Here is a 17,211-nt window from a genome sequence, read left to right on the forward strand (position 1 = left end):
GATACAAAAACAAATGCTAGAAATTCTTAACTTCAACGAAAGCGAAACTCACCCAGTTTGAATGATCTCATTTTTTAGAAAAATCCGCCAGAAACTTCTTCAGCAAAATCGTCTGACCCGATACATGTTGTACGCTGTGGGCGAAATTGTGCTGGTCGTAATTGGTATATTGATCGCATTGAGTATCAATAACTGGAACGATCAGAAAAAAGCACGAGATTTTGAAGTTAAAATGCTTGGTGAACTTCAAAGCACTCTTAGAGCTGACCTTAATTATATTGAAAACCACTTATTGGGAAATCGAAATCAAGCAGAATTAGACGCGATTGACTATTTCAGCGACCTACTTAAAAAAGTGAATAGAGACACTGACTCCTTGAGATACCATTGGTCAAGGTTAGCATATGGGCAAAATTTTCGAATGAACTTAGGCCCCTATGAGAGCCTTAAATCTATTGGTGTAGAAAAGATTAGCAATGATTCCCTGAGGTACCAGATCGTTCGCTTTTATGACTTTATTTTTCCAAGAAATAGAGATTTGATTCAAACGGCTCAAGATAGAGTTGAACTTGATGATGACCGCCTAGCCCAACTAATGGACAACATGACCTATGAGCTGGTAGATGACGAGGTAATCATTGATCGGCCAATCCCAGATCCATCCATTATATATAACCCTATATTTCTAGAAGTACTCAGAAATGCGCAGAGGAGAACCTCATGGACAATCCAGCACACCAATGCGGTAATTGAGGAACTAAATTTTTTACTGGGAAAAATATATGACGAATTAAATAAGTAGATGCTCAACTTCCTCCGTAATCTCAGACGAAAAAATATGAATACCAAGTACTTTAAATATGCTTTGGGTGAGATAATACTAGTTGTTATCGGAATCCTGATTGCTTTAAGCATCAACAATTGGAGCGAAAATAGAAAGGAAAGAAAGTTTGAGAAGAAAATGCTTGCAGAAATACAATTGGCGCTTGAGAACGATATCGACTATTTTAATCGTTGTATCGCACGATTAGAAAGACTGGATTCATCAGTTGAGGTCATGCTAACGCTCATAGAGCAAAAGGCAACTTTTGTAGACTCCATGTATGATCAACCAAACCAGAGGTCATATAATTTGGCTACAGGCATCTTATATCGATATAATCCCGGACCCTACGAAGCATTGAAAGCTACCGGTGTTGATAAGATCAGAAATGAGGTTTTGCGAAAAGAACTCATCAACTTGTATGATTTTGAATATCCCCGCCATGAAGAAATAGTGAAGTATTACGATCAAGATTACAAGGATCAAACAGATCGATTCTTTGCATTCCAATCTCCCCCATTTATTGAAAACAGAAATGGAGAAAGATTTATACTAACAAAATTTCCATCAGACCTTTTACAAAAACCTGAATTCCTTCTCTTACTAGATGATATTAGAGCTCGAGCTCGACTTGAGTTAAATATGTTTAACAATTTTATCCCCGAGCAGAACAGTGTATTGAAGCTTTTAAAAAAAGAATTAGAAGAATAATTATGCTCAACTTCCTTCGCAAATTCAGACGAGATAATATGAATACCAAGTACTTTAAATATGCTTTGGGTGAGATAATACTAGTTGTTATCGGAATCCTGATTGCTTTAAGCATCAATACTTGGAATGAGGACAGAAAAGATCGGATTTATGAACAAAAAATGCTGAATGAGATATACCGATCTCTGATCAATGATGCATCATATATTCGAAATCACACGATTGGCTATAGAATAGCAACTGTAGATTCAAGCATCAAATACTTTGATCAAATGCTTTTGGGTCTTGACCCAAATCCTAATAATCTGAAATATTATTTTGAAAGATTAACATGGGGGCTGACTTTTCAAATAAACGAAGGGCCATATGAAGGACTCAAAGCCAATGGATTGGATAAAATCAGGAATGATTCACTACGAAATACCCTAATGAGGTATTTTGACTTCGCTATTCCAAGGTACGAGGAACTAATAGAATGGAAATTAACCTCCACCCAACAAGAAATGGTGAAAATTTCTGAGGAATACAAAGGCAATTATCTTGCAAAGGAAGAAAACGGTGAAATTGTCCTTTATAGAAATATATCTTCCCCTTATTTCATAAGAGACCATGAATTTCTAAAGCTTTTAGCCCTTTCTAAATCCACTAATAAATGGAATAAGGATCGGTTTGATGAACTCCTTAAAGAACAATCATTTTTGATAAAAATGTTAGAAAAAGAACTTTCCATTGACCCTGCAAAACATTAAGCTGATCTATGATCGCATTTTTTAGAAAAATCCGCCAAAAACTCCTAAAGACCAACTCCGTTACTCGGTATCTAGCCTATGCTATAGGAGAAATACTTCTAGTTGTAATCGGTATTTTAATTGCACTCCAGGTAAATAACTGGAATGAAAACAGGAAAGAAGAAGTCGCCCAAAATGAATTATTGACAAATTTTGTGGTTGACCTAATGGCGGATACAGTACTGCTCATGGATTATGAATCGGATTTATTTGCTGTAATTCAAACCCACAAGCAACTCTATCTGGCACGAAAAGGAATACTTTCGTTTTCTGAAATTGAAAATCCACAATTAATCAGAGGTTCGATTAGATACCATTCTATTACCCTTAGCAATCATCCAAATATCGGCACCCAAGTAATGGATGATGAAATTAGAAATGAAATTCTCGACTACTATCAATTCCTAGCAAGAGTTGACAACTCTTATTTACAATATGACAATGTTGTCAAAGAAACCGTTAGGCCCTATTTAGCAAAAAACCTAGCATTAAATCCTGATTTTCTTTTTGATAATGAGAAAGAAAATAAATCCCCTTTAGATCTAGATCAATTCTCTCAAGTAATCTTTCAGGATGATTTTGGACAGGTGCTTTTTGAAGCAAATCTTAAAGCTGAAGAAACCATGGAGTTTTTTGAAGAACTAGAAAGTAGAAATTATGCCCTTCGTATTTTGATCAAAAAGAAAGTTTCATGAAGAGAATCCTCCATATCCTGAAAGAAAAATGGCCGGAATATATTCTGGAGATTCTAGTGATTACCATCGGTATCTTGGGTGCCTTTGCACTAAATAATTGGAATGAAAATCGAAAAGAGACCTACTCAAGGAAGGAAATGCTCAATTCATACCGAAATGAGCTAACCGACAACATTGCTTTTTTAGAGGACCGAATTACTACCAAAAATGAACCGATAATGAACCGATTGGATGCTTTCATACAATCGAATGTCGGATTGGAAAAGGATGAAGCAGGAAGATGCATATTGGATGTCTTATCTTTTCCCCCTTCGGTACCTGAGATATCTGTCCTGAATGAATTACTAACCTCAAATCTGTTTAAAAATCAGCTGGAGATCCTTGACCCATCTAGAAAACTAAAGCTAACGGTTAATCAAATCGAAAACTCTGAAAATTTTCTAAATCAATACTGGGTAAATGAAATCAGTCCATTTGTAAATCAAAACAACCTAAATGTAATCATCTTCTCAGTTTCACGGGATCTTCCTTATAGTTTGACAGATGAGCAACTAGAAACAGTAAACTCTCCGCAGTTCAAAAATCTGGCAGTAAATAAATACTTCCTATTGTCCGACTGGATCAGGCTTCAAAAATTAGCCTTAGACCAAATGAAAAATATTTTAGAATTGGTAGAAGAAGAACTCGCGAAATGAAAAGAATCCTCTCTATACTCAAAGAAAAATGGCCAGAATATATCTTGGAGATTCTGGTGATTACGATTGGTATTTTAGGCGCCTTTGCGCTGAATAACTGGAATGAAAATCGATTGAGTGAGCGAGAAGAAAGAATACTGTTATCCAACATTCGAGAGGATCTCATCAATACCATCAAAAAATTTGAAAAGGACACTGTATTCAATGCCCAAACCATCCGTAATGCAGAAAGGATTGAATATTATATTCATGAAAATCAACCTTATTCAATCGAACTCGATAGTTGTTTTGCATCATTAGGCGGCTGGAAAAGCCCATATGCAATATCTTCAGCCTATCAATCCCTAAAGTCGCAGGGTATAGATCTCATAGAGAATAAAGCACTTCGAAATTCCATTGTAAATCTTTACGACGGAATCTTAATTTTTGTAGAAGATGATTATGACCATGTGGAATGGTCTTATTATGAATCGGTCTTTATGCCCTACTCTTCCAAAAATATTAGAAGAGTGAATGAAGCATCTTTTCCAAGTGCTAGACCAAACGATTTTGAAGCCATCAAACAAAGTCAAGAATTTCAAAACATCCTGAGCACAATTATCAGGTATCGAAAAGCAGGAATAGAAATTTATGGGGATGCAATTGAAGAGATAAATCAGGTGATTGCTATGATAGATCAGGAGTTAAACGAATAATCAACCAATGAAAAGAATCCTTTCCATCCTCAAAGAAAAATGGCCAGAATATATCCTAGAGATTCTGGTCATTACGATCGGTATTTTGGGGGCATTTGCGCTGAATAATTGGAATGAAAATGTCAACAATAAGAGAATTGTAAATGATTATTACTGTCGCTTTTTGGCGGATTTAAATCAAGATGAAGTACAGGTTTCCGGTTTGCTCAAGGATAGTGGACTCAGATTAAAAAGTAGTAACGAAATGCTTGCTGAACTCCTAAGTACTAATCCAAACAAAGAAAAAATTATCCAACTCATGCTGGAATCCACCGCAAAAATCACCTATCAGTTCAACCCCATTTCTGCAGGATATGATGATATCAAGTCCAGTGGAAATCTAAATAATTTTACTGACCAAGCAATATTGGATAAACTTGGAGCCTATTTTCAAGAGGTAAAGGGACTTGCAGCCAATATTGCCAATAATGGGCAGCTAGGTTTGAATGAGGTGTTTGAAATTGATGACTTTTATAAGATTGGATTTATTGATAATTCATTCTTGGAAGAGGCCATAGATACCACAGTGGTACGAAAAGAATTTTTGGATAAAAATCCCTTAACCTTATCCCAAAACCAGGAATTAAAACATATCGCTTCCTTATTAATGGCGGTGAATTATCGAAATATCAAACATTATGAATCCATAATTTCTAAAATCGTAGCTATTAAACCTGTTTTGGAAAGTCATTGCAACAACACATCAAATTAAGCCAACAATTAATATCGAAAAATTCACAAAATCTACCTATTCTTTAAATCAATGATTCTTACAAAATGAAACGAATCTTCAGCGCCCTCAAAGATAAATGGCCAGAATACATCTTAGAAATCCTGGTGATTACAATTGGTATTCTTGGAGCCTTTGCGCTGAACAATTGGAATGAAAACCGATTAGAGGAGAAGGAAGAAGATGAAATACTTAAAAGCGTCAAAAAAGATCTAGAGAACACTATCAGCGAATTCGAGTTTTTGAATGTAATTAGGGAGTCCATACTTTATGGAACAAGAGGTATTTTAAATTTTTCAAATGCCACAGAATTACCAAAAAATGAGTTGGATAGCTTGCTTGGACTCACATTTAGCGTTCCAACTTTCAATAATAAAATGGGAACCATTGAACTGCTATTTACTTCAGGTAAGGTCAACCTGATAAAAAATGAAACAATAAAAGCCCGCCTAATCGCCTGGCCTGGATACATAGAAGATATGACAGAGGAAGAAATCTTTGCGGTTAATCTATTTCACGGACTTTATTATCAAACTTTGACGAAGTATGTAGTCATCGATGATCTTGTCACAGAAGTTGAAGTAGTATCATTCTTTGGTGGTGAAGCTGCTCCAGAATCCTTCCCGAGACCCCCTCTAGAAAGTGATTATTCTGGTTTATTGAAGGACAAAACCTTCCTTAATCATCTGAGAATGCGTGCCCTTAATATAGAACGAACAAATGCTGAAACTCGAGATTTAATAGAACAAGCAAAAGAAATTATTCAAATGATTGATTTAGAACTAGAGAAATAAAATATCTGAGCCTCATTATTTTTCTATAATTCTAGTTTTCAAAATAAAATTTTAAAGCTTTAAAAGCTACAAAAAGAAAGAAACCAACCCTTAGCACCCCCAAAGAAAAAGGATACCCGAATTAGAAAGTGAAAAAATATGAAAAATCAAATGCCAGTTTATTTATGTAGACGAGCTTATCTTTTATTGGTATTGCTGGCTTTTGTTGGATGCCAGACCAAATCGGATGAAGTTCAGCTTTTGTCTCGGTTTAATCATGTATACCTAAGCGTTGCTGATATGGATCGGTGTATTGCATTCTACACTGCTGCATTCGATTTGGAAGTTGCAAAACATGTCAAAAAATTAAAAAGAACTACTGAAGATGGAATGTCCACGGAATCTGACATCAATTTGGCATTTTTCAGATTTCCTGGGCAAGGTTTTGTACTAGAAGTTGGCGAAAACCCTGAATTTAAACCTGAAAACAGTTCGGCAAATTATCTCCATGTATGCGTCGAAGTGAAAGATATAGAAACAGCAGGAAAGCGTGTGGAAGAAGCAGGTGGAATACTTTCACGACCTTTATCTTTGGTTGAAATAGAGGGCGTGACAGCCAAAACCATGTTTTTCACAGGACCTGACGGAGAGACCATAGAGCTACTCCAACTTATCTCCGGAGGAATTTAACTCCTTAAAAACCTATTAAGCACTAGCCTAAAACTGCTAGAATATAAATAGTACTCTTCATTAAAATGCTAGATGGGCAAAACAAAACTATCCGCCCAAACTATTCTTTCACCTCATTCCAACGTAATTTGATTTTCTCCAAACTCTCCTTTAAAGAGTTTACTGCTTGAATGGTTTGTTGAGTGGGCTGAACATCCGCTGACTGAATCAGATTCATCATAAACAGAAACTTTTGCTGAAGGTCCACCAAAGTTTCATCGGACGGATCTGTCTCACGAATACTCCCATATAGGATATCAGGATTTCCTGCCCTTCCAATACCTCTGAGTGTTAATTGCCTTTCACTTGGCTTGGAATAAGCATCTATCGCTTCAATAATCGCCTGCAATTCATGGTAACTGTCATAGCAAGTTTTGCTCAATTCCGTTTGCATTTGTAAGGCTTCCTCCGAAATAGTTACCCGGGGATCCATTTTGATCGTTAATGGTTTTTCAAAGACCTCACCATCCACTGCCAATCGTACACGGTAAGTTCCAGGCCTCACAAAAGGTCCTTGTGGTGCACTCGGCGTGTTTTTGTAAACTGCAGCAATTGAATACTCTCTCTTGGAACCTCTAGGAGCTTCATACTTTAAATCCCATATGAATCGATGGTGTCCCTGAGAAACACCTACTTTTTCCTCTGGCCTGATCCAATAGGTAGGATGAGGCAAAGCAGTGCTGTCTATTTCTTCCGGTTCCTGATCACTTGAAAAGGTTCTAATTAACTCCCCTTGTTCATCCAGAATTTCCAATTTTACTTGTTGAGCCGACTGATTGAGTTGATAATCCAAAATTGCTCCATCTGGAGGGTTTTGACCGGTGGGCTCTTCAGGAGGAAGTGGTGTGTCCGAAAACATATTCCATCTTACCCGATAGCTATCAGAAGGGGAGTACAAATAAGCTGACCCTTCCTTAGATTTTGCCAACTCTCTCAAGGGAGCTATGTTATCTAAAATCCAAGCAGATCGGCCATGTGTTCCAACGACTAGGTCATTTTCATGGATCACCAAATCTCGAATAGAGGTAGCTGGCATATTATTCCTAAGGGATTGCCAATATTCCCCATCATTTATTGAAAAATACACTTCCCGTTCTGTCCCAGCATATAATAACCCTTCTGTGACAGGATCTTCACGAACTACGTTCACGGGACCATTTGGATTCAGTCCATTCGTGATCAAATCCCAGGTTTCTCCACCATCCCTAGTCCGATAAATGTAAGGAACCATGTCATCCTTACGGATGGCATTAATGGCTAAATATGCGGTCTTTTCATCAAAATGACTTGCATCGATCTGGGATACCTTATCCCAAGAACTCATCGTAAGAGGAGTAACTTCTTTCCAGTCTTTGCCTCCATTGGTAGTCAAATGCACACGTCCATCATCGGTTCCCGCCCAAATGATATCTACATTCAAAGGAGAAGGTCCAACGGCATAAATCACTCCCCTTCTTGCCATCGTTTCCATTTCAAGAGTCTTGTAATGGCCTACGCTAGATGGAACCTCCGGTTGCTCGTAGGTCAGGTCAGGACTTATGATTTCCCAGCTTTGACCTTCGTTGGTGGTTTTCCATAATACATTGGTGCCAAAAAGAAGCATCGAATCATCAGCAGGATGGAAAAGTAAAGGCATGGTCCTTACAAATCGGTAATCACCTGAACGCAAGGCTTCCGGAGCAACATTGGTAGATTGACCTGTCCGTTTATCAAAACGCATCACACGCCCTCCATAAATAATATCAGGATTCTTTGGGTCAGGTGCTACGTAAGCATATTCATCCGCTCCCACTCCCATAAATTCTCTAAAACTAATTTGTCCCCCATTTCCACGGCTGGCAACTCCGATGGCACCGCTTTCTTGCTGACCACCATAAACCCAATAAGGAAATGCATGATCGGTAGTGACATGATAAAGCTGGGTGGTAGGTTGGTTGTACCAAGAGCTCCAAGTTCGACCAGCATTCACAGTAATAACTGCCCCTTGGTCCGCCACAAAAAGCATGATGTCCGGATTTATTGGGTTGATCCAGATTCTATGGTAATCATCACCTCCCGGTGCACCTTTCAGAGAAGACCAGGTTTTTCCACCATCAGCAGAGGTATAAGAGGCAATATTGGCTACATAGATTCGATTTGGATCTTTCGGGTGAACTTTAATTTCTGCAAAATCCCCTCCTCGACCCCAAAGCCTCCGATCTTGATGAATCAAAGACCAGCTTTCTCCTCCGTCTACGCTTTTATAAATACCACCATTTTCCCGGGCATCTACGGTAGCAAACATAATACTGGAGTTACTTGGAGCAATACCTACCCCAATTCTACCTAAGCCTTGATCGGCTCCTGGTAGCCCTTTGGTAATCTTTCGCCAAGTTTCCCCTCCATCTGTACTTTTATATAGCCCACTATTGGGACCTGAAAAAGCTGCATTTTCCCAAGGGCCTTCCTGATGCTCCCACATATCTGCAAACAAAATTGCTGGATTATTGGGGTCAAATTCCACCTGAATTGCACCTGTATTCTCATTGATATAGAGCACTTTTTCCCAAGTCTCTCCACCATCTTCCGTCTTAAACACCCCTCTTTGTTCGTTTGGCCCATAAGGGTGACCTAATCCTGCGACAAAAACAATGTCAGGGTCAGTTGGATGCACGATTAATCTACCTACTTGCTGGATATCATTCAGTCCGATATGGATCCAAGTTTTTCCTCCATCTATACTTTTGAATATACCATCCCCTACTCCTAAATCAGGCCTGTGTAATCCTTCTCCACTACCAACATACAAAACCGAAGGATCGCTGGGAGCTACAGCAATATCCCCAACCGAGCCTGTAGGAGCATCATCAAAAATGGGGTCCCAAGTCCTTCCATAATCATCCGTTTTCCAAACCCCTCCATTGTTGACTCCCATAAAAAAAACATTCGGTTGTGAAGGGATACCTACACCTCCTACTGTCCTGCTTGCCCTAAACGGCCCAATCATACGATAGTCAAGATTTTGATACTGAGAGGAAGGGACTTGTCCGTAAAGCGGGGGGAGAGAAAAAATAAGAATCCCTACTAATAGAAATCGGAGTTGTTGAAATTTAAACATTTGCGAAGATTGGTTTAACCTATAATTAGTAAGAAAAAAACTATGCTGTAGAAAGCGAGCTACTAGCCTATCCAATAGAACGTCTTCCTTTTGTTAAAAATCTATTTCAAGATATTAATATATTTCAAACCTAATTCAGATTAATTCAATAAAAGAAAACTCATCTCCTATGGTCGGGAAGAACCTCATATTCAAATAAACTGGCTTTTAATTAATTAAATAGTAAGTTGACCTATTTTTAAAATAGATAATTTCTATAATTTTTTTATTGAGCATTGGATAAAATCAAGACCCAAGCATTCATTAATTGATCTAAATTCTTACATTGAAACAATAACTTTTTTTTACCAATACTTAGTAAACTGATGAGCCACCGATTGACACCTTTGCAAGAGAAAAAGGCCAAGTCCCTGAATTTTTTAAGGAGCAAAAAGGCTTCAAAAAAAATCCCTTCCAGCTATAAATTAGCATTGAACAAACTAGCCAAACTGGAAGAGCAACTTCATGGAAAAGTGGTTTATCCATGGACCAAGGGGTACAATAAAGACCGACAGGAGTTTGATGATCTCTATCCGACTTATCCAAAACTAATTGTCTATTCACTTTCATTCACAGACATTAGGGAATGTTTGGCTTTTGCAAAATCAGAAAATCTTCAGGTTGCTATTAGGTCAAGTGGGCATAGTTTGGCTTGTTTTTCTGTTTGTGATGGAATGGTGATTGATTTGAGCCTGATGAAGTCTATCCATGTGGACATAGATCAATTAATAGCCAATGTAGAATCCGGAGCAAATTTCGGAGATCTCTATCCCAAGATCGAACAATATAACCTTCATACTCCTACAGGAGATTGTCCTACCGTATGCCCCTCAGGATTTATGATGGGAGGAGGTTATAGCATTACCTCTAGAATGTACGGAATGGGATGTGATAATGTAAAGGAGGTCACCGTAATGCTGGCTGATGGAAAAATCGTCGTCGCAAACGAAGAAAAAAATAAGGACTTGTTTTGGGCAATCAGAGGAGGGACCGGTGGAAATTTTGGAGTCTTATTAAATACAAAACTGAAGCTCCACCCACTTGAAACCATTTTTGGAGTTCAAATGAGATGGCCCATTGAGAAAGATCCTGCTGTTGCTGCCAAGGTCCTATTTACGATTCAAGAATCCTTTCTAAAACCTGGTAAACTCCCCCAGCTTGGGATTGAAACGATCATTTCAAGTAATGACAATAAGGAGAAAATGGTCTTTTTCTGTGCGACTTGGATAGGATCTGAAAAAGATTTCATGGATGCTTTAAAACCCTTATTGGATATCCCCGGATTTTCCATGGATTCCTATCAAGGAAAGTATTCCAAGGTCAACAACCTGGTTTTGGAAGGCACTCCTGATATACCTGAAGATGTAATGGCATTTAGCAGAAGTACCTATATCGATAAGCCATTAGGCTACGATCACTGGTATGATATTCTCAAATACTTCTACAAACATGCGCCAAATCAATACACCATGATTGACATGGAAGCCTACGGGGGAAACGTAAGTTTAATTCCTGAAGACAACTGTGCATTTATTCATAGAAATGTCACCATGGATTTCTTTACAGAGGCTTTTTTCAATAAAGAAACCCATGATAGAGGAGCTAGTGAAAAATGGGTCAATGATCTGTTTGAATTTATGAAACCCCTGGCAAGTGGTCGCTCCTATCAAAACTACCCATACAGAGGACAAGAAGATTTCAGAACTGCCTATTGGGGCAAGTATTACAACCAACTAGTTCAAATTAAGAAAAAGTACGATCCAGATAATTTCTTTTGGTATCAACAATCCATAGGGCCTGATTTCATTGAGGACCCAGATCAAGTCACGTTATTCAAAAATTGCGCTATTGAATATGAAGCTTATTAAAACAGTATTGGGTCTTGTTTTATTCTTTAGTGCTATCAGTTCTTTGATAGCTCAATCTCTCATCAAAATTGGGGATAATGAAGGCGTGACTTTAGGTCCTCAGCTTGAATACTATGTGGATTCCACTAATTCATTGACCATTGACGAAGTTCAGGATCTATCTTTTGAAAGGAGCAATGCCAAAATTCTAAACCTGGCAAACCTCAGTTTTAATGCATGGGTCAGATTTGACATCGAAAGTCAAACGGAGGAGGAAATTTACCTAACATTAGACGATGCACTTCTTGAGGAAATTGTAGTGTATATCATTTCGGATGGAGGAGTCACCAACCATTTCGAGGGTAGCTTTCTCACTCCCTTTAAAAACAGACCCATTCAGTCAGAAAATTTCCAATTTAAATTACCGGTTACCCCCGGCACCAAGAGTTCTATTTATTTAAAAGTTCATAGTAAATTCCCTCTTCTTTTACCGATAGAAATCTCGACTTATAAAGTCTTCTCTCAAAATAATCAAGAACACAATTTGTTTTGGGGCCTTTATGCTGGCACCATCCTCTTCGCCTTCTTATATAACTTATTTGTTTACTTCTCAATAAGGGAAAGAAGATATCTATATTACCTATTGTATATCCTGGGTTCGGTTATTTTTTACATGGGATTACAAGGTTATTCCTTCCAGTTTTTATGGCCAAACCATCCCATACTGAATATTAGATTGGGCTTCTTGATTTGTATTACCAATATCATTATCACGGTTTTTACGATGAATTTTCTTCGCATCACCAAGGAGCAAAAAGTCATCTATTATATTGGAATAAGCACCATCATTGCTTACGGGTTGATTTCCATCATGAACTTTACCCCTGCCTATCCTATAGGGCTGGGTTTATCGCAATTACTAAGCTTAATCACTTGTATTTACTTTATTGTAGTCGCGATAATCAGCTACACCCGAGGAATTCAAAGCGCAAAATATTACCTCATTGGCTGGTCCATATTTCTGGTTCTGGTTGTTGTATATATTTTAACCATAAACGGAGTCATTTCAGGTAATTTTTTCACCACCCATTCCATCTTTATTGGTCATATGTCTGAGGTTCTGTTGTTGTCATTCGCTTTAGCAGACCAGATCAATATTCTTAAAAAAGAGAATGAACTCAATCAGAAAAAGATCATCGCTCAATTAGAGGAAAATGAAAAGCTTCAATTAAAGGTCAATCTGGAATTGGAGGAAAAAGTCCATGAAAGAACTGCAGAGGTGGTAAGACAGAAAAATGAAGCAGAATATCAGCGACAAAGAAGTGATGAATTACTTCTGAATATTTTACCTGCAGAAACTGCAGAAGAATTAAAAAATACGGGAAAAGCCAAAGCAAAACTAATTTCAGAAGTAACGGTAATTTTTGCTGACATTCAGGACTTTACCCACCTGTCAGAAACCATGACCCCCTCCGATTTGGTCAAAGAAATTAACGAGTGTTTCTCCGCTTTTGATAAAATCATGGGCAAATACAATGTAGAAAAAATAAAAACTATCGGAGATTCCTATATGGCAGCCGGTGGCTTACCTATTCCTAATCAAACTCATGCCAGGGACGTGGTCAATGCAGGGTTAGAAATTCAGGAATACCTGACTACCTACAAAAAACGAAAAATAGCAAATGGGGAATCTCCCTTTGAAATGAGAATTGGAATTCATACCGGACCCGTAGTAGCAGGTATCGTCGGGATAAAAAAGTTTGCCTATGACATTTGGGGAGATACCGTAAACCTAGCCAGTAGAATGGAAAGCTCAGGGGAAATTGGAAAAGTAAATATTTCTGAGGCTACCTATAACTACGTCAAGGAAGAATTTAAATGTACCTATCGAGGTAAAATCGAGGCTAAAAACAAAGGAATAATCGACATGTACTTTGCCGAAAGATTATAAAACACCATGCATCACTAGTAAGAAACTTAAAATTTTATGGGACTTTTTGACTTTCCAAGGATTCATTTTAGTGGGAAAATTGACATCAATGTACCTACTATTAATAATTCTTATTATTTCCCTTTAACCATGTATGACCAAACAAGGTCGAAAGCTTTTTTGCCACCAAGGTTATACTTTTCTGATCCAATTATTCCTAAACAGGTACAATCAGCAATTGACCCCAAGATCATCCATGATGCTGACAATGGGTATTGGTACATGGAAATCGAGCCTATCGATACGATTGACAAACTCCGGAAATGGTGTAGAACTCCATTAGGCAAAGATCCCAAAGCAAAGGATGCAGCCTATAACCCTTATTATGAAGCGGCCGACAAAGACTTGGGAAATGTGGAAGGAGCCGTCTTGATAGGAAATCCGCCGGGCTACTGGAATATGTATGGGGACATGAGCGTGAAAATGTTAGACACCAAAGTATCTGGTGTCCAAACCTATCAAGGAGGCAAAGTCAATACCTGGACAGAAAACAACCCTTCCCAAACCAAAGAAATTGGAGAATTACTCACATGTGCATTTAACCTAGACACGAAGCCTGATAGTGGAATTAGTACTGCCGTGATTGCGGAAACCATCTCAAGCCAAAGTATTTATGCGAATATCTTTTGCTCTTCCGTCAATTTATTTAAAGAGACTGAACCAGATCAAGTATTTCTCCAAGGCAAACCCTTCCGATTTTCAGCAATGATTTATGGAAGTTGGCGGGTGGTCAATTGGCTTCCAGCCATGGCGGGCTCTGCCAGATGGGTTTCGAGCATTCCAATGGATTCCATCCCAGACTCAGAACAGAGTAAACTGATCTCATTTTTCGAATCTCAGAATAATTATGATGGAAGGGCTTTAAAGGGAGTTTTCGTTTCATTTACCACCTTCGAGGTATTTGAAAACAGATATGATCCAGAACTCTATCAGCCCGAAAGAATCATCAGGAACCCTGCCCAAGCCACTACGGTAGGAAGCATTTCCCCATGGTATGAAGATGATATGAAATCAGCCGTTTCGGGTAGAAATTTGATTGCATTGAATACCCAGCCCATTTTTATCAATACGGGTAACAATGCTGAGATCCCTGTTCAAATGACGCCTGCAATTGCCTCTCACCGTAAACTTTCTGAAACCTTATCCATCTTCTCAGTGGACATGGGTAATAGCTGGCCGGAATTGATGGATCCTCCGTTTCAGGTTGACAAAGTTCAGCCAGCAAAGAGAGGGGAAGCAACCTTTGATACTTTGAACTTGGGCACATTAAGCTTTAGGACCGGACCGGATTCGTCTACAGAATTTGCATCCATTGAGGTTGACCCGATTAACAATCCCCTTTCCAAAGTATTTGGCCAGGGCTGTTTATTTGATTTTGTGATCACAGATCCAGCTACCATTGATACCATAGAAAACGAGTATATCTATGTGTATACCGTAAGTGAAGGCTCCGAAAAACTTATTTTAAAAGAGTCTACCTACATGATACTGACTGACGAAAAGGGTCTGTATGGGGAAGAAGGAGACGATCCGGACGAGGGCTATATGTCTTTCTCAGAGCAGAAGCAACCTTGTAGATTAAGGATTTTCCAAAGAGGTAAACCGGTCGTTCAACCCATAGAGATTTATATTGCAGAATACATTGTTCCGGAAGCCGCCAATGATCCACTAAAAGGACCTGATAATGTATGGACCCAACTGGTTGCTGACAAAGACATCGTCAATTTGGTATCCAATCAAATCAAAATTAAAAACACAGCGGTTTATTATTTTGTATACAAAGGTCAATATCCTGACGATGTAATCCCCACATTCACCACTTCCAATTATACCATCATGGACACTGGAAGTTTTGCTACCCTGCGGGTTTATCCGAAGAAAGATTACGAAAAATACACCAATCCAAACCATCCGGAATATGCACCTCCAACTTTTGAAGTCATGTACGAGGAGGTTTTCAAACTTTATGATGTGGTTTATCCCATTATGGCGGAAATCCATCCTTTCACGAAAGAAGCATGGGAGAATGGCATCATGGCTGGCTTGGTCAAACAACGTACAAATCCAAGCCTTTGGAATGACGTGCTATATATGGGAAGGTCCAGGGAGTTGAGCCAATCCCAAAGAGAATTGATTCTGGCTTGGGCTAAAAAGTATGAGTAATCCTTTGTTTTATATACCAAATTTTTCATCTATAAATCCTAAAGTTTATGCATGCTGATTCTTTAGATTTCCCTTCCTTTTCCATACGGCTCGAGCCTTTGACCAAACCTGAAAAGATGCCCTTGATTCAATCTGGAGCTTGGGCAGTTTGGGAAAATAAATTAATAATTCTTGGGGGTAGAGATGAAGGTTTTCATGGCTTAAATCAATTACAAGACCCTTTCAAACAAAGCCGGGTCAATCAATCGATTTGGGCGATAGATTTAAGCAGTTTTGAATCTCTTGAATTAAAATTAGACCCCAAGAATCCTGAATGGGAACAGCTTTTCTCTTCCAACATGCAATTTGAACAAGATGGAAGCACCCTCTATATCGTAGGAGGATTTGGGGCCCGACATTCCACGGATAAACAAAGTGATGACACATTTGATACTTTAATTGCTTTCGACTTACCACAATTGTTGATCGAAATCGAGCAACAAGGAGATCCTTCTAATGCCGTCGTGGCAAGAGCTTGTAGCCCTCATTTAAAAGTTACCGGAGGGGAATTATTGAAAATTGGAGACTTATTTTACCTCTGTTTCGGGCAATGCTTTGAGGGCGTATACGATCCCGGGAAATCTGGTCTTTACACAGGAGCCATCCGAGTATTTCAACTTATGGATCAAGAAATAACCTTAGTCCGGGAAATCAAACACGAAAGTCTACACCGAAGGGATTTAAATGCAGTAAAAATTTATCAAAATGAAAAAACCTTCCTAGCAGGACTTGGAGGAGTATTTGATTCCAAAGGGAACGGGTATTATAATCCCGTTTATTACGACCCTAATATTGATGAATGTTCAGTTACCGTTGACCCTTTGAAACAGCTTACCAATCAGTACAATTGTGCCAAAGCAAGTATTTTTGATAAAGAGTCCAATAGCTGTATTACTGTTCTCTTAGGAGGCATTGGTCAAAATCAATACCATGTTTCTAGCAATTCATGGGAAAATGGAGATAGTGGCGCAAAAATTCCATTTGTGAAAAGCATTACCCAAATGATCTTTTCTAAAGGTAAGATGTATCAATACATTCAAATACCTCCTCAAGATCCAGAAATGCCGGGACTTCTTGGCGCAAATTCCATATTCATCCCTGCTACAGCATTTAAAAATGATGATTCCATCATTGATTACAGCCTCTTAAATAATCAGGTATCGACTATTGGTCTTTTGTATGGAGGAATTGAAGCTCAAAGACCTACTTCCAGTACCATCTACCCAACTCGGGTTAACCAAGTTATTTACAAGGTTTTGCTGGAAAAAAATGAAGATAAAAGTTTTCAAACCCTTACAAAGAGCAGATTAGGGTAGATTATTAAAATGAAAAATTAGTGATACTAGGGGACTAAAGAT

General features: G+C 38.4%; 14 protein-coding genes. 13 read left to right on the top strand and 1 reads right to left on the bottom strand.

The genetic code is table 11. The features are described 5' to 3' along the window. Positions 1-61: 61 nt before the first annotated feature. The 9 genes from JYB62_RS13300 to JYB62_RS13340 all read left to right on the top strand — a co-directional run bounded on the left by JYB62_RS13300 (position 62) and on the right by JYB62_RS13340 (position 6,639). Entirely contained in the window at positions 62-802 is a 741-nt protein-coding gene (locus JYB62_RS13300; protein WP_205645916.1) for a DUF6090 family protein, read from the top strand. Between the two features lie 36 nt (positions 803-838). Beyond that, the gene (locus tag JYB62_RS13305) at positions 839-1,534 is read left to right on the top strand and encodes a DUF6090 family protein (RefSeq protein ID WP_205645917.1); all 696 of its coding nucleotides are present in this window, start codon (positions 839-841) and stop codon (positions 1,532-1,534) included. A gap of 38 nt (positions 1,535-1,572) precedes the next feature. Beyond that, complete coding sequence (locus JYB62_RS13310; protein WP_205645918.1) at positions 1,573-2,283, top strand: DUF6090 family protein; 711 nt, start codon at positions 1,573-1,575, stop codon at positions 2,281-2,283. Between the two features lie 8 nt (positions 2,284-2,291). Continuing rightward, positions 2,292-3,017, top strand: a complete 726-nt coding sequence (locus tag JYB62_RS13315) for a DUF6090 family protein (RefSeq protein WP_205645919.1) — start codon at positions 2,292-2,294, stop codon at positions 3,015-3,017. Next, positions 3,014-3,712 (top strand): DUF6090 family protein, encoded by a 699-nt coding sequence (locus tag JYB62_RS13320; RefSeq protein ID WP_205645920.1) that lies wholly within the window; start codon positions 3,014-3,016, stop codon positions 3,710-3,712. Before JYB62_RS13315 ends, JYB62_RS13320 begins: the two co-directional genes overlap by 4 nt. Beyond that, complete coding sequence (locus JYB62_RS13325; RefSeq protein WP_205645921.1) at positions 3,709-4,407, top strand: DUF6090 family protein; 699 nt, start codon at positions 3,709-3,711, stop codon at positions 4,405-4,407. Before JYB62_RS13320 ends, JYB62_RS13325 begins: the two co-directional genes overlap by 4 nt. 7 nt (positions 4,408-4,414) lie before the next feature. Next, a complete protein-coding gene (locus JYB62_RS13330; protein WP_205645922.1) occupies positions 4,415-5,158 on the top strand; it encodes a DUF6090 family protein in 744 nt (247 codons plus the stop codon). Between the two features lie 65 nt (positions 5,159-5,223). After that, on the top strand, positions 5,224-5,970 hold the full coding sequence (locus JYB62_RS13335) for a DUF6090 family protein (RefSeq protein WP_205645923.1): 747 nt from the start codon (positions 5,224-5,226) through the stop codon (positions 5,968-5,970). A gap of 138 nt (positions 5,971-6,108) precedes the next feature. Further along, a complete protein-coding gene (locus JYB62_RS13340) occupies positions 6,109-6,639 on the top strand; it encodes a VOC family protein (RefSeq protein WP_205645924.1) in 531 nt (176 codons plus the stop codon). Between the two features lie 100 nt (positions 6,640-6,739). Here JYB62_RS13340 and JYB62_RS13345 read toward each other — a convergent pair whose 3' ends face one another. After that, positions 6,740-9,775 carry a glycoside hydrolase gene (locus JYB62_RS13345; RefSeq protein WP_205645925.1) on the bottom strand — a complete coding sequence of 1,012 codons (3,036 nt, stop codon included), beginning with the start codon at positions 9,773-9,775 and terminating at the stop codon, positions 6,740-6,742. Between the two features lie 365 nt (positions 9,776-10,140). Between JYB62_RS13345 and JYB62_RS13350 the strand changes: the two genes are divergently transcribed. The 4 genes from JYB62_RS13350 to JYB62_RS13365 are packed head-to-tail and all read left to right on the top strand — an operon-like array spanning position 10,141 to position 17,169. After that, positions 10,141-11,682, top strand: a complete 1,542-nt coding sequence (locus JYB62_RS13350; RefSeq protein ID WP_205645926.1) for an FAD-dependent oxidoreductase — start codon at positions 10,141-10,143, stop codon at positions 11,680-11,682. After that, positions 11,669-13,612: an adenylate/guanylate cyclase domain-containing protein gene (locus JYB62_RS13355; protein ID WP_205645927.1), complete on the top strand. Its 1,944-nt coding sequence runs from the start codon at positions 11,669-11,671 to the stop codon at positions 13,610-13,612. The genes JYB62_RS13350 and JYB62_RS13355 overlap by 14 nt, the downstream gene beginning before the upstream one ends. A gap of 36 nt (positions 13,613-13,648) precedes the next feature. Next, positions 13,649-15,814, top strand: coding sequence for a hypothetical protein (locus JYB62_RS13360; protein ID WP_205645928.1), 2,166 nt, complete (start codon positions 13,649-13,651; stop codon positions 15,812-15,814). Between the two features lie 47 nt (positions 15,815-15,861). Then, entirely contained in the window at positions 15,862-17,169 is a 1,308-nt protein-coding gene (locus JYB62_RS13365; protein ID WP_205645929.1) for a hypothetical protein, read from the top strand. Positions 17,170-17,211: the final 42 nt, after the last annotated feature.

This window comes from Algoriphagus lutimaris (assembly GCF_017051705.1).
In the GTDB taxonomy this organism is placed as follows: Bacteria; Bacteroidota; Bacteroidia; order Cytophagales; family Cyclobacteriaceae; genus Algoriphagus; species Algoriphagus lutimaris.